This is a genomic window from Kitasatospora atroaurantiaca (assembly GCF_007828955.1).
Lineage (GTDB): Bacteria > Actinomycetota > Actinomycetes > Streptomycetales > Streptomycetaceae > Kitasatospora > Kitasatospora atroaurantiaca.
On sequence record NZ_VIVR01000001.1, the window covers coordinates 3,757,934 to 3,771,102 of the forward strand.

Sequence of the window (13,169 nt, forward strand, 5' to 3'; positions counted from 1 at the left end):
CCTTCGTGCGTATCAGACAACTCGCCGGGCTGGCCGGTGTGCTGGGCCTCGCGGGCGGCCTCGGCCTGCCCGTGATACCCGCTGCCGCGTACACGCCCGACACCCTCTTCGTATGGGGCGGCTCTTCCTGGTGCCACGACGCTCCGGGCGGGGGCGCCTTCGACAGCCCGTTCTGCACCATCGGTGCTGCGGCCCGGGAGGCGCTGCCGGGCCAGACCATCCAGGTCTTCGCCACGGACAACGGCTACCACGAGACCGTGAACCTGACCCGGTCGGGCACTCCGGACAAGCCGATCACCTTCGTCTCCGTGCCGCGCCCGGCCGAGTCCCACGAACCGGTGGCCAAGGTCTACGGGGCGGCGAACGGGCCTGCCTTCACGGTCATCGGTGCCCACGACATCGTCGTCAAGGACTTCAGCGTCGTCGGCGACGGCTCGGCGTTCGACATCAGGGACTCCAGCTCGGTACGGATCGAGCACACCACGGCCGGTCAGACCGCCGCGGCCTACGCCCCGACCGTCCTGCTGAGCGGTGCCACCACCGATGTCACCCTGGCACGCAACGTCGTCCGGGGCTCCAAGGTGGACAGCGTCCGGGTGGGCGCGGGGGTGAAGAACACGGTCGTCACCGGCAACGAGATCTCCGGTGGAAGCGGCCCGCAGCTCGCGGCCACCGACGCCCCGGGCACCGTGGTCACCGGCAACACCCTGCTGCAGGGCTGCGGCACCGTCCTGCAGCTGGCCGGCGCCTCCACCAACTCCGCCGTCCACAACAACATCGCGACCACCACGGACGCCGCCTGCACGGGCGACAAGCCCGTGGTCTCGGTCGCGGAGGCCTCCGCGACGGGCACCACGCTGGACCACAACCTCGTCCACCCCGCCGGTGCCGACGGCATGCCGTACAACTGGGCCGGCAAGGCCGCTCGTACGCCCGCCGACCTGGGCGCGGCCTCCGGCGGCCAGGGCCTGCACGACCTGGTCGCCGACCCGCAGCTCACCGGCGACGGCAACGCCGCCCACGGGCTCGCCAAGACCTCTCCCGCCGTGGACTCGGCCGACGCCGACGCCCCGGGCGTGCTCGCCGCCGACCTGAACGGGAACCCGGTCACCGACGACCCCGAGGTCGCCAACTCCGGCGCGGGCTCGGCCCCGCGTGACCGCGGCGCGTACGAGCTGCAGAGCATCGGCGGGCTGAAGGTCTCCTTCACCGGCGCCCCGGCACCGTACCCGGCGAAGGTGACGGCCACCGCGAGCCTCCAGCAGAACTGGGACGGCCCGGTCACCTACTCCTTCAACTTCGGTGATGGGACGAGCCCGTTGGTGTCCACCAAGCCCGTGGTGGAGCACGTCTACACCGTGGACGCATGGGGGGACACGCTCTCCGTCACCGCGACCGGACCCGACGGCCGCAGCTACTCGGCCCAGGCTTCCGACCTCGTGAAGATCAACAAGCCCGGTGCTCCCACCGTCTCGTTCCAGCTCGCCCCGTGCACCTCGGCGGAGACCGGCGCCTGCCGGCATCCGCTGACGTACGTCGTCGACGTGTCGGGGTCGAAGAGCCCGTGGCCGATCACCGGCTACACCGTCGACTACGGTGACGGCACCCCGGTGAGCACCGACCCGAGCGCCCCGCACACCTACCGCGTGGCGGGCGAGTACACCATGACCGTCACGGTCAAGGACGCGGGCGGCCAGACCGCCAAGGCCTCGCGCAAGGTCTCCGCCTCCCCGCGGCCCGGCATGTTCAACGGCTACAGCCCCGTCCGGGTGGCCGACACCCGCAAGGCCTCGCCGACCGGCCGGCTGGCCGCAGGTGGCAGCTTCAGCCTCAGGGTCGGCGACGGCGCCATCCCCGGCGGCCTCGCCACCAGCGCCGTGGTGCTCAACGTCACCGCCGTCAGCCCCGGCGGCAGCGGCTGGCTCGCCGTCGGCCCGGGCGCCCAGGGCCGCCCGAACACCTCCAACATCAACTACACCGCAGGGCAGGTCGTCCCGAACCTGGTGACCGTCCCGGTCGGCTCGGACGGCACGGTCACCGTCTGGAACATGCCCGGCGGTCCGGCCGTGGACGTGGTCGTGGACGCCCTCGGCGCCTACGACCCGGACCACGGCGACCGGTACACCAACCTCGCCAAGCCGGTCCGGATCATGGACACCCGGTACGGCACCGGCACGCCGGCCGGAAGGATCAGCTCGGTCTGCGACGGCTCGTCCGCCGACACCAAGCTGAAGATCCGCGGGGCGAACGGGGTTCCCGCCAATGCGGGCTCGGTGGTTCTGAACGTCACCGTGACCGAGCCCGAGCGGGACGGCTTCCTGACCGTCGGTCACTCCAGGACCACCTCGAACCTCAACTTCAAGGCCAACCAGACCGTCGCCAACCAGGTGATCGCTCCGCTGGACGAGGACGGCACGGTGACCATCTGCAACAGCGGTGGTCGCGTGCACGTGGTCATGGACGCCTTCGGCTACTACGCGCCGGACGGCGGCAGCCGGTTCCAGCCCGTCTCCCCGCAACGAGTCTTCGACACCCGTAGCGCGATCTACAACAACAGGCCCCTCGGCCCGGGCGTCACGGAGGTGGTGGACGTCAACGGCATCGGCGGCCCCGACTCGGGCACCACGGGCGCCGTCCTCAACGTCACCGCCATCACCCCGGACGCCCCGGGCTACCTGACCGTCTGGGCCGGCAACGACACCCGACCCGGCACGAGCAACGTCAACTTCACGCCCGGCCAGATCGTCGCCAACCACGTCGTCACGGGGGTCAACGATCCCGCGGGCTTCGCGTTCTACAACTCGGCCGGCCACACCCACGTGGCCGCCGACCTGTTCGGCTACTTCTTCCGAGAGATGCAGTAACCGTCGCGCGACTCGGGCCGGTGCACCCTCACGGGTGCACCGGCCCTTCGGCGTTCAGGCCTGCGCCCGCCCGGCGCGGTCCGCGTTGGCGAGGATCGCGTCGTGCAGCCACCGGGCGAGGCCGGGTGCGACCTTCTCGTAGGTGGCGGTGAAGCGGGGGTCGGTGACGTACAGGTCGGCGATGCCGCGGTGGATCTGGTAGGTGCAGTCGTAGAAGGAGTCGACCATGTGCTGCCGGTGCACCTCGGCGAGGTCCATCGCCTCGCCGCTGTCGGGGGCGAGGCCCGCACCGAAGGCTGCGGCGAGGCGCTGGTTGAGGGCGTCGACCTCGGCCTTGATGCGCTCCCAGTCGGCCTTGGTGTAGGTCGCCGTCCGCTGCTGGGACTCCTTCCATGCCTCCGTCCCTCCCCACCGCTGCTCGGCCTCGGCCTCCCAGCTCTCCTGGTAGTCCTCGCCGAAGACCTCGAACTTCTCCTCGGGTGTCAACTGAATGCCCATCTTCCGTGCCTCCATGGCGTGTTCGACTGCAGCGGCCAGCTGCTGGAGGTGGGTGATCCGCGCGCTGATCAGCTGGTGCTGACGGCGCAGGTGCTCGGTCGGGCTGACCGACTCGTCGTCCAGGATGGCCGCGATCTCATCAAGGGGGAACCCGAGCTCGCGGTAGAACAGGATCTGCTGCAGCCGGTCGAGGTCGTCGTCCCCGTACCGGCGATAGCCGGCCGGGGTACGGCCGGCGGGCGACAGCAGCCCGATCTCGTCGTAGTGATGCAGGGTCCGTACGGTCACCTTGGCGATCGCCGCGACCTGCCCCACCGAATAACCGCTCACCGGGGTTGCTCCCTTCTTGCTGAGCTCCACCCTGCTGCCTCCCGTTGCGTGAGGGTCAAGCACGGACCGTACGAGTCTCCGAGCGGAGCCCCGCACGGCCTCCACGGTTTGGGCACACCGGCCAATTGTCGGGCCACCCCGAGGCCCACGACGATGACGACATGATGACCCCGCCCCTGTCCCGACGCCTGGCCGCCGAGGCCGTCGGCACCGCCGTACTGGCCGCCGTACTGGTCGGTTCCGGGATCCAGGCCACCGGCCTCAGCCAGGACGGCGGGGTCCAGTTCCTCGCCAACGTCCTCGCCTCCGTGCTGGCGCTGGCCGTCCTGATCGCCCTGCTCGCACCCGTCTCGGGTGCCCACTTCAACCCGCTGGTCTCGGCCGCCGCCTGGTGGACGGACCGCCGCAGCGGCACCGGCCTTACCGCCCGCGAGCTGGGCGCGTACGTGCTGGCGCAGCTGGCCGGCGCGGTGGTCGGGGCGGGCGTGGCCAACGCGATGTTCGAGCGGCCGTTCGTACAGCTCTCCGGCCATGACCGCTCGGCCGGCCACCTCTGGCTGGCCGAGGGGGTGGCCACCGGGGTGCTGATCCTGCTGGTCTTCGGCCTGCTGCGGAGCGACCGGGCCCGGTACGCGCCGGTAGCGGTGGCCGCCTGGATCGGCGCCGCCTGCTGGGGCACCTCCTCCGGCAGCTTCGCCAATCCGGCGCTCACCTTCGGACGGGCGCTGAGCGACAGCTACACCGGCATCGCCCCGGGCTCGGTCCCGGCCTTCGTACTGGCCCAGGTGGTGGGTGCGGGGGTCGGGCTGACGCTGGTGACCCTGCTCTTCGGCCGCAGCTCCGACCGCGCCCCGGACGACGCCCGGGAGCTCGTCGCGCACTGAGGGCGCAGGCGCGGCCCCTCCGAAGAAATGATCGCTTGACAGGTATCCCCCCAACCGCGGGAAGCTGTCGATCATCAATTCTGGGTCCGCCCAGAGCATTTGGGGGGTTCGCGTGCGAATAGCACGATTTCTGGCGGGCACGGGGGTGATCGTCCTGGGTGTGGCGGTCCTTCCCGGCATCGCCCACGCCGAACCGGCGGGCGGAACGCTGTACGTCAGCCCGAGTCAGGCCTGCTCCGACAGCGGGACCGGCTCCGAGGCCGCACCGTTCTGCACCGTCCAGGCCGCCGCCGACGTGGCGGCCGCCGGGCAGACCGTCGTGGTCCATCCGGCCGCCTACCGGGAGAAGGTGACGATCACTCGCTCCGGGACGGCTGCCGCGCCCATCACGTTCAGGACCAGCTCGAAGGTCGCCAAGGCGGGCTTCTTCGTCGACACCCTGGCCGTGACCGGCGCCTCGCACCTCCGGTTCGAGGGTGCCCAGGGTGCCAACATCGTCGTCTCCGGATCGAGCGACGTCTGGTTCGACAACGCCCTGCTGAGCCTCGGCACCCTGCACGTGACCGACGGCTCGACCGGCGTCTCCCTGACCAGGAGCGAGATCTACAACCGCAGCTCCGGGACCGGTTCGCCGATCGTCGTCGACAAGGGCTCGGCGAAGACGGTCATCAGCGGGAACATCGCCTACCCGCCCACCGACTCGCAGAGCCCCGCCCCGCTGATCTCCGTCGACGGGGCGACCGGCACCGCCGTCACCGGGAACACGCTGCGGGTCACCTGTGGAGCGGCCGTCGGGGTCGGCGGCAAGGCCACCACCACGACGGTGGAGAACAACGTCGTGACGGTCTCGCCCTCGGGCGGCTCCTGCAAGCCGCCCGCCCTGGTACGGGTGTCCGGCGACTCGGCCGCACAGACCAGGAGCGCGTACAACCTCTTCGATCTCCCCGCCTCGGCGGCGGTCTACGACTGGGCGGGGACGTCCTACTCCTCGCTGCCCGCCTTCCGCTCGGCCACCGGCCAGGGCGCCCATGACCTGACCGGTTCGGCGGACGAGCGGAGCAACAGTCTCTGCGGGGGCCGCTACGCCCCGGCGGAGGGTTCCCCCGCGATCGACTCCGCCGACGCCACCGCCCCCGGGGCGCTGGCGACCGACTTCTGGGGCACCGCGCGCGCCGACGACCCCGGGGTGGCCAACTCCGGTACGGGCGCGGGCTACCACGACCGCGGCGCGCTCGAGCTGACGAACTGCATGGACCTCGGCCCCTACGACGGCGGCGCGCCCGCCAAGGCGTACGGGGCTCGCGGCGTCTGGGTCCCGGTGACCGTGTACCAGAACTGGGCCCTGCCCGGGAAGATCACCGTCGACTGGGGTGACGGCACGACCTCGTCCGACCAGTTCACCGGTACGCAGACCGTCCCGGTGCGCCACAGCTACGACCGCCCCGGCACGTACTCCGCGACCATCACCGCCACGGCCGGCGGGCTGACCCGGACCAGGACGGTGAGCGCCACCACCGAGGGCAGCCAGTACCGTCCCGTCGCCCCGACCCGGGTCCTCGACACCCGCAACGGCACGGGGACCGGCGGCGTGACCGCGGCCGTCCCGGCGCGGGGCGTGCAGCACTTGGACCTCACCGGCGTGCTGCCCACCGCGGATGTCACCGGCGTCGTCGTGAACATCACCGCCGTCAACCCCGGCGCGGACGGCTTCGTCACGGCGTACGCCACCGGCACCGAGCGTCCGGCCACCTCCGCGCTGAACTTCACCCGCGGGGCCGTCGTCGCCAACCTGGCGACGCTGAACAGCGGGAAGATCGACCTCTTCAACGGAGCCTCCGCGGCCACCGACCTGGTGGTGGACCTCGAGGGGTACTACCTGAAGGGTGCCGGGGACGGCTACCACCCGGTCAGCCCGACCCGCCTGCTGGACACCCGGGCCGCCACCGCCGCCCGGCCGGCCCAGAAGGTACCCGCCGGGGGCACGGTCACCGTCAAGGTGGCCGGATCCGGCTCCGTGCCGAAGGAGGCCACCGCGGCCGCGCTGAACGTCACCGAGGCCGACGCCACCGCAGCCGGTTTCATCACCGCGTACCCGGCAGGGACCGAGCGGCCGACCGCCTCGAACCTCAACTTCACCGCGGGCGCGATCGTCCCCAACAGCGCGGTGGTGCCACTGGGTTCGGACGGCTCCGTGACCTTCCACAACGGCTCCTCGGCGCCGGTGAGCCTGGTCGTCGACCTCCAGGGCTACTACAGCCCCACCGGCGGCCTCGCCTTCGCGGCGGTCCAGCCGCAGCGCGTCCTGGACACCCGCGACGGCACCGGGGTCGAGAACTCCGTCGCAAGGCCGGTGCCCGCCCAGGGCGTGGCCAAGGCCGGTCTCGGCTGGCTGGGGGCGTGGGGACCGTTCGGCCATGAGGACGCGAAGGCCGCCGTTCTGACCACGACGGTCACCCGGCCGGCCTCGCCCGGCTATCTCACCGTCTACCCCTCGGGCGTCAGCCGGCCGACCGCCTCGAACCTCAACTTCACCGCGAACCAGACCCTCGCGGCGCTGACGGTCACCGGCCTCGGCCCGGACGCGCACGCGTCCTTCTTCAACGGCTCCGGCGGCACGGTCGATGTCATCTCGGACGTGACGGGCTACTTCTTCGCCTGATCCCCTGAGTTGAACGTGTGGGGGCCCGGTCGTCGACCGGGCCCCCACACGTTCAACTACACCGCGAAGAAGGACTTGGCGCGGAGCAAGGCGTCCTCGTCGCTGAGCACATCGCCCGGGCGGGTGCCGTTGCCGAACAGGACACCGCCCCAGCGCATGCCCAGGTAGTCGGCGCAGCGCTGGAGGGTACCGGCGACCGGGTCGGCGTCGGTGCGGTCGGAGGAGGAGTGCGAGGTGACACCCCAGAGCGTGCGGCCGGCCATCCGCCGCTTGAAGTCGACGCCGGGCACGCGCAGCCAGCCGGACCAGTGGTCCAGGTAGAGCTTGGTGGTCGTGGAGAGGCTGTACCAGTAGAGCGGCGAGACGATCACCAGGTCCGTGGCGTCGAGGGTGGCGTCCAGCAGGGTGCGCTCATGGCCGACGGGCTGCGGGTAGACGCCGTCCCCGCTGTGCCGGAGGTCCTCGAAGGGCTGCAGAGGCAGGTCGGCGAGGTGCAGCCAGCGCTGCTCGGCCCCGACGGGCAGGTGCTCGGCGGCCAGGCGGGCGAGCTGCTCGGCGTTGCCGTCGTGGCGGGCGCTGCCCGTCAGGAAGAGGAAGCGGCGGTCCATCCGGAGGAACTCCTGGGTCCTAGAAGGGCAGTACGCGGTTGCTCATCAGGTGATCGTATCGGCCGCCTCCGTGGGCAGTTGGGTACCCATAAGGGGCGCGGGGAACTGCGCGAGGCGGAAGGTGCGGCGCCGTCACTCCCGCTCTCGCACAGTTCTCCCCCAGCCTTCGGCCGGGAGGTGCCCACACGCGCCCCTGTGGTTGGCCGAACCTGATCGAGGGGGTCCGCCGATCGGTTGATGCGCGGGGCGGCGGGCGGACCGACGAGGCCTCGGGCCCGGAACGCGGCCACGGACTGCCCGCGATGCGGGCCCGCGTACGGCAGTTGGGCGGCACCCTGACCGTCGAGAGCACCCCCGGCGAGGGCACCGTCGTCTCCGCCGCGATCCCGCTGGAGGCGGCATGAACGACCCCGTACGGCTGCTCGTCTGCGACGACCACGCGGTGGTGCGGGCCGGGCTGCTCGCCCTGCTCGCCAAGTTGGGCGTCGACACCCGGGCCGGCGCGGTCGCCGCCGCCAAGGAACGCCGACTGCTGCGCTGAAAGGAACGACTGCGCCGATCAGCCGCGCCGACGGCCCTTGAGCCCGGCCACGGCGAACATCACCATGGCCCCCGCCATCAGCACCATCCCGGCCGTCGAGAACACGAGCCCGACACCCTCGGTGGCGTCCAGCACACGGGGGACGCCGTTCGCCAGCATCACCAGGTAGATCAGGAGATAGGCCACGCCGACCGACCGCGCGGCCTCCGGCTTCTCCCGCCACCAGCGCGGCACCCAGCGACCGGCGATCATCGCGATCCCGACCGGTAGGAGCGTCAGGCTGCTCAGTGCCAGGATCGCCAGGGTGAAACCGGTACGCATCGGAAGGTCCAGCTCTCTGTAGCGGGGTGCGAGGAACTGACTGCCGACCAGACTTCCCGGCTCACCGTCGGATCATCGTACCCACGCACCGCTGCAAGCGTCAGAGCACCTCCGCCAGCTCGCGCAGCAGCTTCGCCTTGGCCCGGGCGCCGACCATCGTCCTCACCGGCTCGCCCGCCTTGAACACCATCAGCGTCGGCATCGACAGCACCGCGTACGCCGCCTGGGTCTCCGGGTTGCTGTCCACGTCCACCTGGACGACCTTGAGCCGCGCCGCCTCCTCCTTCGCCACGTCGGCCAGCACCGGCGCGATCATCCGGCACGGCGCGCACCAGTCCGCCGTGAAGTCCACCAGCACCGGCAGCTCGGCCCCCAGCACCTCCTCCGCGAAGGTCAGGTCGGTGACCGTCACAACTCCCTCTGTCTGCAGCACGATCAAGCCCCTCTCAGTTTTCGTCCGTTGTCAGTTCGCAACGCGGCTCGGGCCCGCCGGGCGCCGCCGCCTCGGCCTCCAGCTCGGCCCGGGCCAGCTGCGCGCCGACCTGGTCGCGGACCGCCTGCAGCCGGGCGATGCACTCGTCGAGCTCGGCGAGCTTGCTCCGGTACACCTCCAGCGAGGCCGGGCAGGAGTCGCCCGCCGGATGCCCGGCCCGCAGGCACTCCACGAACGGCCTGGTGTCCTCCAGCCCGAACCCGAAGTCCTGCAGCAGCTGGATCTGCCGCAGCAGCCGCAGATCCTCCTCGCCGTAGGCGCGGTAGCCGTTGCCACTGCGCCGCGCGGGCAGCAGGCCACGAGACTCGTAGTACCGCAAGGTGCGCGTGGTGGTGCCCGCCCGCTCTGCCAGTTCGCCGATCCGCATGCCGACGACGGTAGACCTTGACGCCGACGTCAACGCCAGCGGTTCACGGCCGGTGCCGGCTCAGGACGCCTCGCCGCGCGCGCAGGCCTCGGCGCGCCGGAGCAGCAGCGTGCGCTCGCGCCCGTTCCGGGTGAGCGAGGCCGCGCGCTCGAACTCCTCCCGCGCCTCCTCGAACCGCCCGAGTTTGGCCAGCAGGTCGCCGCGCACGCCGGGCAGCAGGTGGTACGCCTTCAACGCGGGTTCGTCCGCAAGCCGGTCGGCCAGCGCCAGGCCGGTGGCGGGTCCGTACGCCATCGCCAGGGCGACGGCGCGGTTCAGCTCCACGACGGGGGACGGCGTCACCCCGGCGAGCTGCTCGTACAGTGCCGCGATTCCCGCCCAGTTGGTCTCCTCCGGCGTACGGGCCCGGGCGTGGCAGGCGGCGATCGCGGCCTGCAGCGTGTACGGGCCCGGGGCGCTCCCGTGGGCCCGGGTGATCCGCTCGGCGCGTTCGAGAGCGGCCAGGCCACGGCCGATGAGGACGTAGTCCCAGCGGCCGCGGTCCTGGTCGAGCAGCAGGACGGGCTCGCCGGTCGGTCCGGTCCTGGCCCGCGAGCGCGAGGCCTGGATCTCCATCAGCCCGACCAGGCCGTGCACCTCCGGCTCCTCGGGTGCCAGCCCGGCCAGGACGCGGCCGAGCCGCAGGGCCTCCTCGCACAGCGCCGGGCGCATCCAGTCGTCGCCGGCGGTGGCCGAGTAGCCCTCGTTGAACACCAGGTAGATGACCTCCAACACGGAGGACAGCCGGTCCGCGAGCTCCTCCCCGCGCGGGACCTCGAAGGGGACATGGGCCTCGGCCAGCGTCTTCTTCGCCCGGACGATCCGCTGGGCGACGGTCGCCTCCGGGACGAGATACGCGCGGGCGATCTCCTTGGTGGTCAGACCGCCGAGCAGCCGCAGCGTGAGCGCCACCCGGGCATCGGTGGAGAGCACCGGGTGGCAGGCGGTGAACACGAGGCGCAGCAGGTCGTCGTCGATGTCGTCCTCCTCGAGGACCGCATCGAGCTCGGGCGCGGGCTGCTCCGTCTCCAGCTCGTGCCCGAGCTCCTCGATCTTGCGTTCCAGCCGCTGCTGCCTGCGGATCAGATCGATCGCCCGGTGCTTGGCGGTGGCCATCAGCCAGGCGCCCGGGTTGCGCGGCACACCCGACTCCGGCCACTGCTCCAGCGCGGCGACCAGGGCGTCCTGGGCCAGCTCCTCGGCCAGCCCGATGTCCCGTACGATCCGCACCAGGCCGGCGATGAGCCTGGCGGACTCGATCCTCCAGACCGCCTCGATCGTGCGATGGGTGTCGGAAGCCGTCACGGCAGCCAATCAGACCAGATTTCCGCCGTGACCGCTTCCCTGGCACGCCTACCGCCTGCGCGGCTACTGCTTCGCGGCGTTGGCCTCCAGGCCCGCGCGGATCGCGTCCTCGCGCGCGGCCTGCTCCGGGGGGAGGATGTCGGCCGGGAAGTCCGACGCCTCGAAGACCTGCCGGACCTCCAGCTCCGTGCCGCCGTCGAAGGGGGCGCGGGAGGCCCACTCGATGGCCTCCTCCTTCGACTTCACCTGGATCACCCAGAAGCCGGCCAGCAGTTCCTTGGTCTCGGTGAACGGCCCGTCGGTCACCGTGCGCTTCTCGCCGTCGAACTTGATCCGAACACCCTTCGAACTCGGGTGCAGCCCGTCGAGCGCGAGCAGCACGCCGGCCTTGGCCAGCTGCTCGTTGTACGCGCCCATCTCGGCGACCAGCTCCGCACTGGGCAGCACGCCCGCCTCGGACTCCTCGCTCGCCTTGACCAGCATCATGAATCGCATCGTGGTGTCTCCTTCTGCTTCCGGTTCGGGAGCCTGGCGTCCGGCCGGTCGTGGCCCGGCCGATCCCACGCTCTACCTACACGTCGAACGGGAGACACGGATCTCGACACGGCGCGCGGAATTCTTTTCCGACCCGGACACCCGGACGCGGCTGCGCCTCGTACGAGCGGCGAGGCTCGCGCGAGGCGCAGGTCCAGGGGTTCCGGTGGCGGGGGGACGGGGCGCGGTCAGGCCTTGCTGTTGGCGCGGCGGCGCAGCACGAAGGCGCCGGCCGCACCGCCGACCAGGACGAGCGCGCCGCCGCCGACCGTCCGGGCGGTGTCGACCCCGGACACCGCTCCGCCGGTGCCGGCCAGCGACGGGCCCTTCGGCACCCGGGCGCTCGTGGTGGGGAAGCCCTCGGTCCCGCAGGTGATCTCGGCGCTCGCGCCCTTCACCGTCACCTGAACGGTGCCGTGGCGTACGGTCACGACCTTCGTCCCCGCCGGGGTGGTGAAGGTCGCGCCGGCGCCGTCGGTCAGGTGCTCCGTGCCCTTGGTGTCGACCACGCGCAGGTCGCCGACGCCCGCGCAGGCGACGATGTCACCGTCGTTCAGGATGATGCTGCCGCCCTCGGTACGGCCCTGGATCGGCGTCGCCGTCATGCCGTCCGCGTACGCGGGGCCCGAGACCATCGCCGTCACCGCCAGCGCACCGATCGCCAACGCAGTTCCCCCGCAAAGCCTTTCCCTGGTCAAAGCTGACATGAGATCTCCTCGCAGTCTGCGAACCGGCGCTGGGTTCCGCCGGTGGTCGAGGGCCAGGGTCCCGTGAAAAATCGTCACATAACACCGCTGAACGGGTGCTTGGCGAGAGACCGCGGCGGGGCCCTGCGGCCGGGTGCGGCCGCCACTCGGCCATCCGGGCGAACTCGGCCCTGTTCACGCATCAGAAGGCCGTACGCCAGGAAGAAGGACGGGCTGGGGGGCCGTGGACACAAGCACCTCGTCGCCCCCACCGCCGCACCCGCTGGAGGTCCCGCGATGTCCCGTCGGCGCCCCCGCTTCGTCTGCAGCTCCCTCCTCGCCGCCGGGGTGACCCTCGGCATCGGGGCCTGGATGGTCTACGGCGGTACGCGCACCGAGGCCCCGCCGCACCCGGCCGCCGCCGACGCGTTTCCCACCCGCCTCGGGACTCCCTCCCCCACCGCCACCGTGCCGGCGGTGCCGACCATGCCGTTCTCCAAGCCCACGCGCATCCGCATCCCGAGAGTCGGGATCGACGCCCCGGTCACCGCGGTCGGACTGGACGACTCCGGCCGCCTGGTCCCCCCGGAGACGGACCGCAACCTGGCCGGCTGGTACCAGGAGAGCGTGCCGCCCGGCAGTGTGGGGAACTCCGTGCTCGTCGGCCATGTCGACACCATGCGGGGGCCGGCGGTCTTCTACGCCCTGGGAGCCCTGCACCGAGGGGACACCATCGACATCACCCGGGCCGACAGCAGCACGGCGGAGTTCTCCGTCGACGCCATCGAGGTCTACGCCAAGGCCGACTTCCCCTCCGACCGCGTCTACGCCGCCACCACGCGGCCCGAACTCCGCCTGATCACCTGCGGCGGCGGCTACACCAGGTCCACCGGCTACCTCGGGAACGTCGTGGTCTACGGCCACCTCACGAAAGCCCTCCCCGGCCCGTGACTCCGGTGCGTGGGCGCTGCCTCTCCGGAAACCTGTTATCACGTTCTGTGATCGCAGCTGATCGCGCAGCCACCGCGGGGGTGCGAGCA

12 protein-coding genes and 2 pseudogenes are annotated in these 13,169 nt (G+C 71.7%); 6 read left to right on the forward strand and 8 right to left on the reverse strand.

Translation table 11 applies throughout. The annotated features are described in order from the left end of the window. Positions 1–5: 5 nt before the first annotated feature. A complete protein-coding gene (locus tag FB465_RS17335; protein WP_170290621.1) occupies positions 6–2,864 on the forward strand; it encodes a PKD domain-containing protein in 2,859 nt (952 codons plus the stop codon). Positions 2,865–2,918: 54 nt separating this feature from the next. Here FB465_RS17335 and FB465_RS17340 read toward each other — a convergent pair whose 3' ends face one another. Continuing rightward, positions 2,919–3,722: a MerR family transcriptional regulator gene (locus tag FB465_RS17340; RefSeq protein ID WP_246192698.1), complete on the reverse strand. Its 804-nt coding sequence runs from the start codon at positions 3,720–3,722 to the stop codon at positions 2,919–2,921. Between the two features lie 131 nt (positions 3,723–3,853). Between FB465_RS17340 and FB465_RS17345 the strand changes: the two genes are divergently transcribed. Next, on the forward strand, positions 3,854–4,576 hold the full coding sequence (locus FB465_RS17345) for an aquaporin (RefSeq protein ID WP_145791756.1): 723 nt from the start codon (positions 3,854–3,856) through the stop codon (positions 4,574–4,576). Between the two features lie 112 nt (positions 4,577–4,688). Next, positions 4,689–7,235 (forward strand): right-handed parallel beta-helix repeat-containing protein, encoded by a 2,547-nt coding sequence (locus FB465_RS17350; RefSeq protein ID WP_145791758.1) that lies wholly within the window; start codon positions 4,689–4,691, stop codon positions 7,233–7,235. A gap of 56 nt (positions 7,236–7,291) precedes the next feature. Here FB465_RS17350 and FB465_RS17355 read toward each other — a convergent pair whose 3' ends face one another. Continuing rightward, positions 7,292–7,843, reverse strand: coding sequence for a flavodoxin family protein (locus FB465_RS17355; protein WP_145791760.1), 552 nt, complete (start codon positions 7,841–7,843; stop codon positions 7,292–7,294). Between the two features lie 272 nt (positions 7,844–8,115). On the opposite strand from FB465_RS17355, the pseudogene FB465_RS17360 reads away from it, so the two are divergent. Continuing rightward, positions 8,116–8,247, forward strand: a pseudogene (locus FB465_RS17360) (ATP-binding protein); the annotation flags it as partial. Beyond that, positions 8,244–8,315: pseudogene (locus FB465_RS37950) on the forward strand (DNA-binding response regulator); the annotation flags it as partial. The pseudogenes FB465_RS17360 and FB465_RS37950, both read left to right, overlap by 4 nt. Positions 8,316–8,402: 87 nt before the next feature. Here the strand turns inward: FB465_RS37950 and FB465_RS17365 are convergent. From FB465_RS17365 to FB465_RS17390, 6 genes are all read right to left on the reverse strand, one after another. Beyond that, positions 8,403–8,705, reverse strand: a complete 303-nt coding sequence (locus FB465_RS17365) for a hypothetical protein (protein ID WP_145791761.1) — start codon at positions 8,703–8,705, stop codon at positions 8,403–8,405. Positions 8,706–8,805: 100 nt separating this feature from the next. Beyond that, on the reverse strand, positions 8,806–9,138 hold the full coding sequence (trxA, locus tag FB465_RS17370) for a thioredoxin (protein WP_145791763.1): 333 nt from the start codon (positions 9,136–9,138) through the stop codon (positions 8,806–8,808). Positions 9,139–9,151: 13 nt separating this feature from the next. Beyond that, the gene (locus FB465_RS17375; RefSeq protein ID WP_145791765.1) at positions 9,152–9,565 is read right to left on the reverse strand and encodes a MerR family transcriptional regulator; all 414 of its coding nucleotides are present in this window, start codon (positions 9,563–9,565) and stop codon (positions 9,152–9,154) included. 60 nt (positions 9,566–9,625) lie between these two features. Beyond that, a complete protein-coding gene (locus FB465_RS17380) occupies positions 9,626–10,909 on the reverse strand; it encodes an RNA polymerase sigma factor (RefSeq protein WP_145791767.1) in 1,284 nt (427 codons plus the stop codon). A 63-nt stretch (positions 10,910–10,972) separates the two neighbouring features. Beyond that, a complete protein-coding gene (locus FB465_RS17385; protein WP_145791769.1) occupies positions 10,973–11,404 on the reverse strand; it encodes a YciI family protein in 432 nt (143 codons plus the stop codon). Between the two features lie 227 nt (positions 11,405–11,631). Continuing rightward, complete coding sequence (locus FB465_RS17390; protein ID WP_145791771.1) at positions 11,632–12,108, reverse strand: hypothetical protein; 477 nt, start codon at positions 12,106–12,108, stop codon at positions 11,632–11,634. A gap of 318 nt (positions 12,109–12,426) precedes the next feature. On the opposite strand from FB465_RS17390, the gene FB465_RS17395 reads away from it, so the two are divergent. Continuing rightward, positions 12,427–13,080 (forward strand): class F sortase, encoded by a 654-nt coding sequence (locus FB465_RS17395; RefSeq protein WP_145791773.1) that lies wholly within the window; start codon positions 12,427–12,429, stop codon positions 13,078–13,080. Positions 13,081–13,169: the final 89 nt, after the last annotated feature.

Coding starts and splice junctions, on each gene's coding strand:
- FB465_RS17385 (WP_145791769.1), bottom strand. CDS start 11,404: ATGCGATTCATGATGCTGGTCAAGGCGAGCGAGGAGTCCGAGGCGGGC.
- FB465_RS17375 (WP_145791765.1), bottom strand. CDS start 9,565: ATGCGGATCGGCGAACTGGCAGAGCGGGCGGGCACCACCACGCGCACC.
- FB465_RS17355 (WP_145791760.1), bottom strand. CDS start 7,843: ATGGACCGCCGCTTCCTCTTCCTGACGGGCAGCGCCCGCCACGACGGC.
- FB465_RS17365 (WP_145791761.1), bottom strand. CDS start 8,705: ATGCGTACCGGTTTCACCCTGGCGATCCTGGCACTGAGCAGCCTGACG.
- FB465_RS17395 (WP_145791773.1), top strand. CDS start 12,427: ATGTCCCGTCGGCGCCCCCGCTTCGTCTGCAGCTCCCTCCTCGCCGCC.
- FB465_RS17345 (WP_145791756.1), top strand. CDS start 3,854: ATGATGACCCCGCCCCTGTCCCGACGCCTGGCCGCCGAGGCCGTCGGC.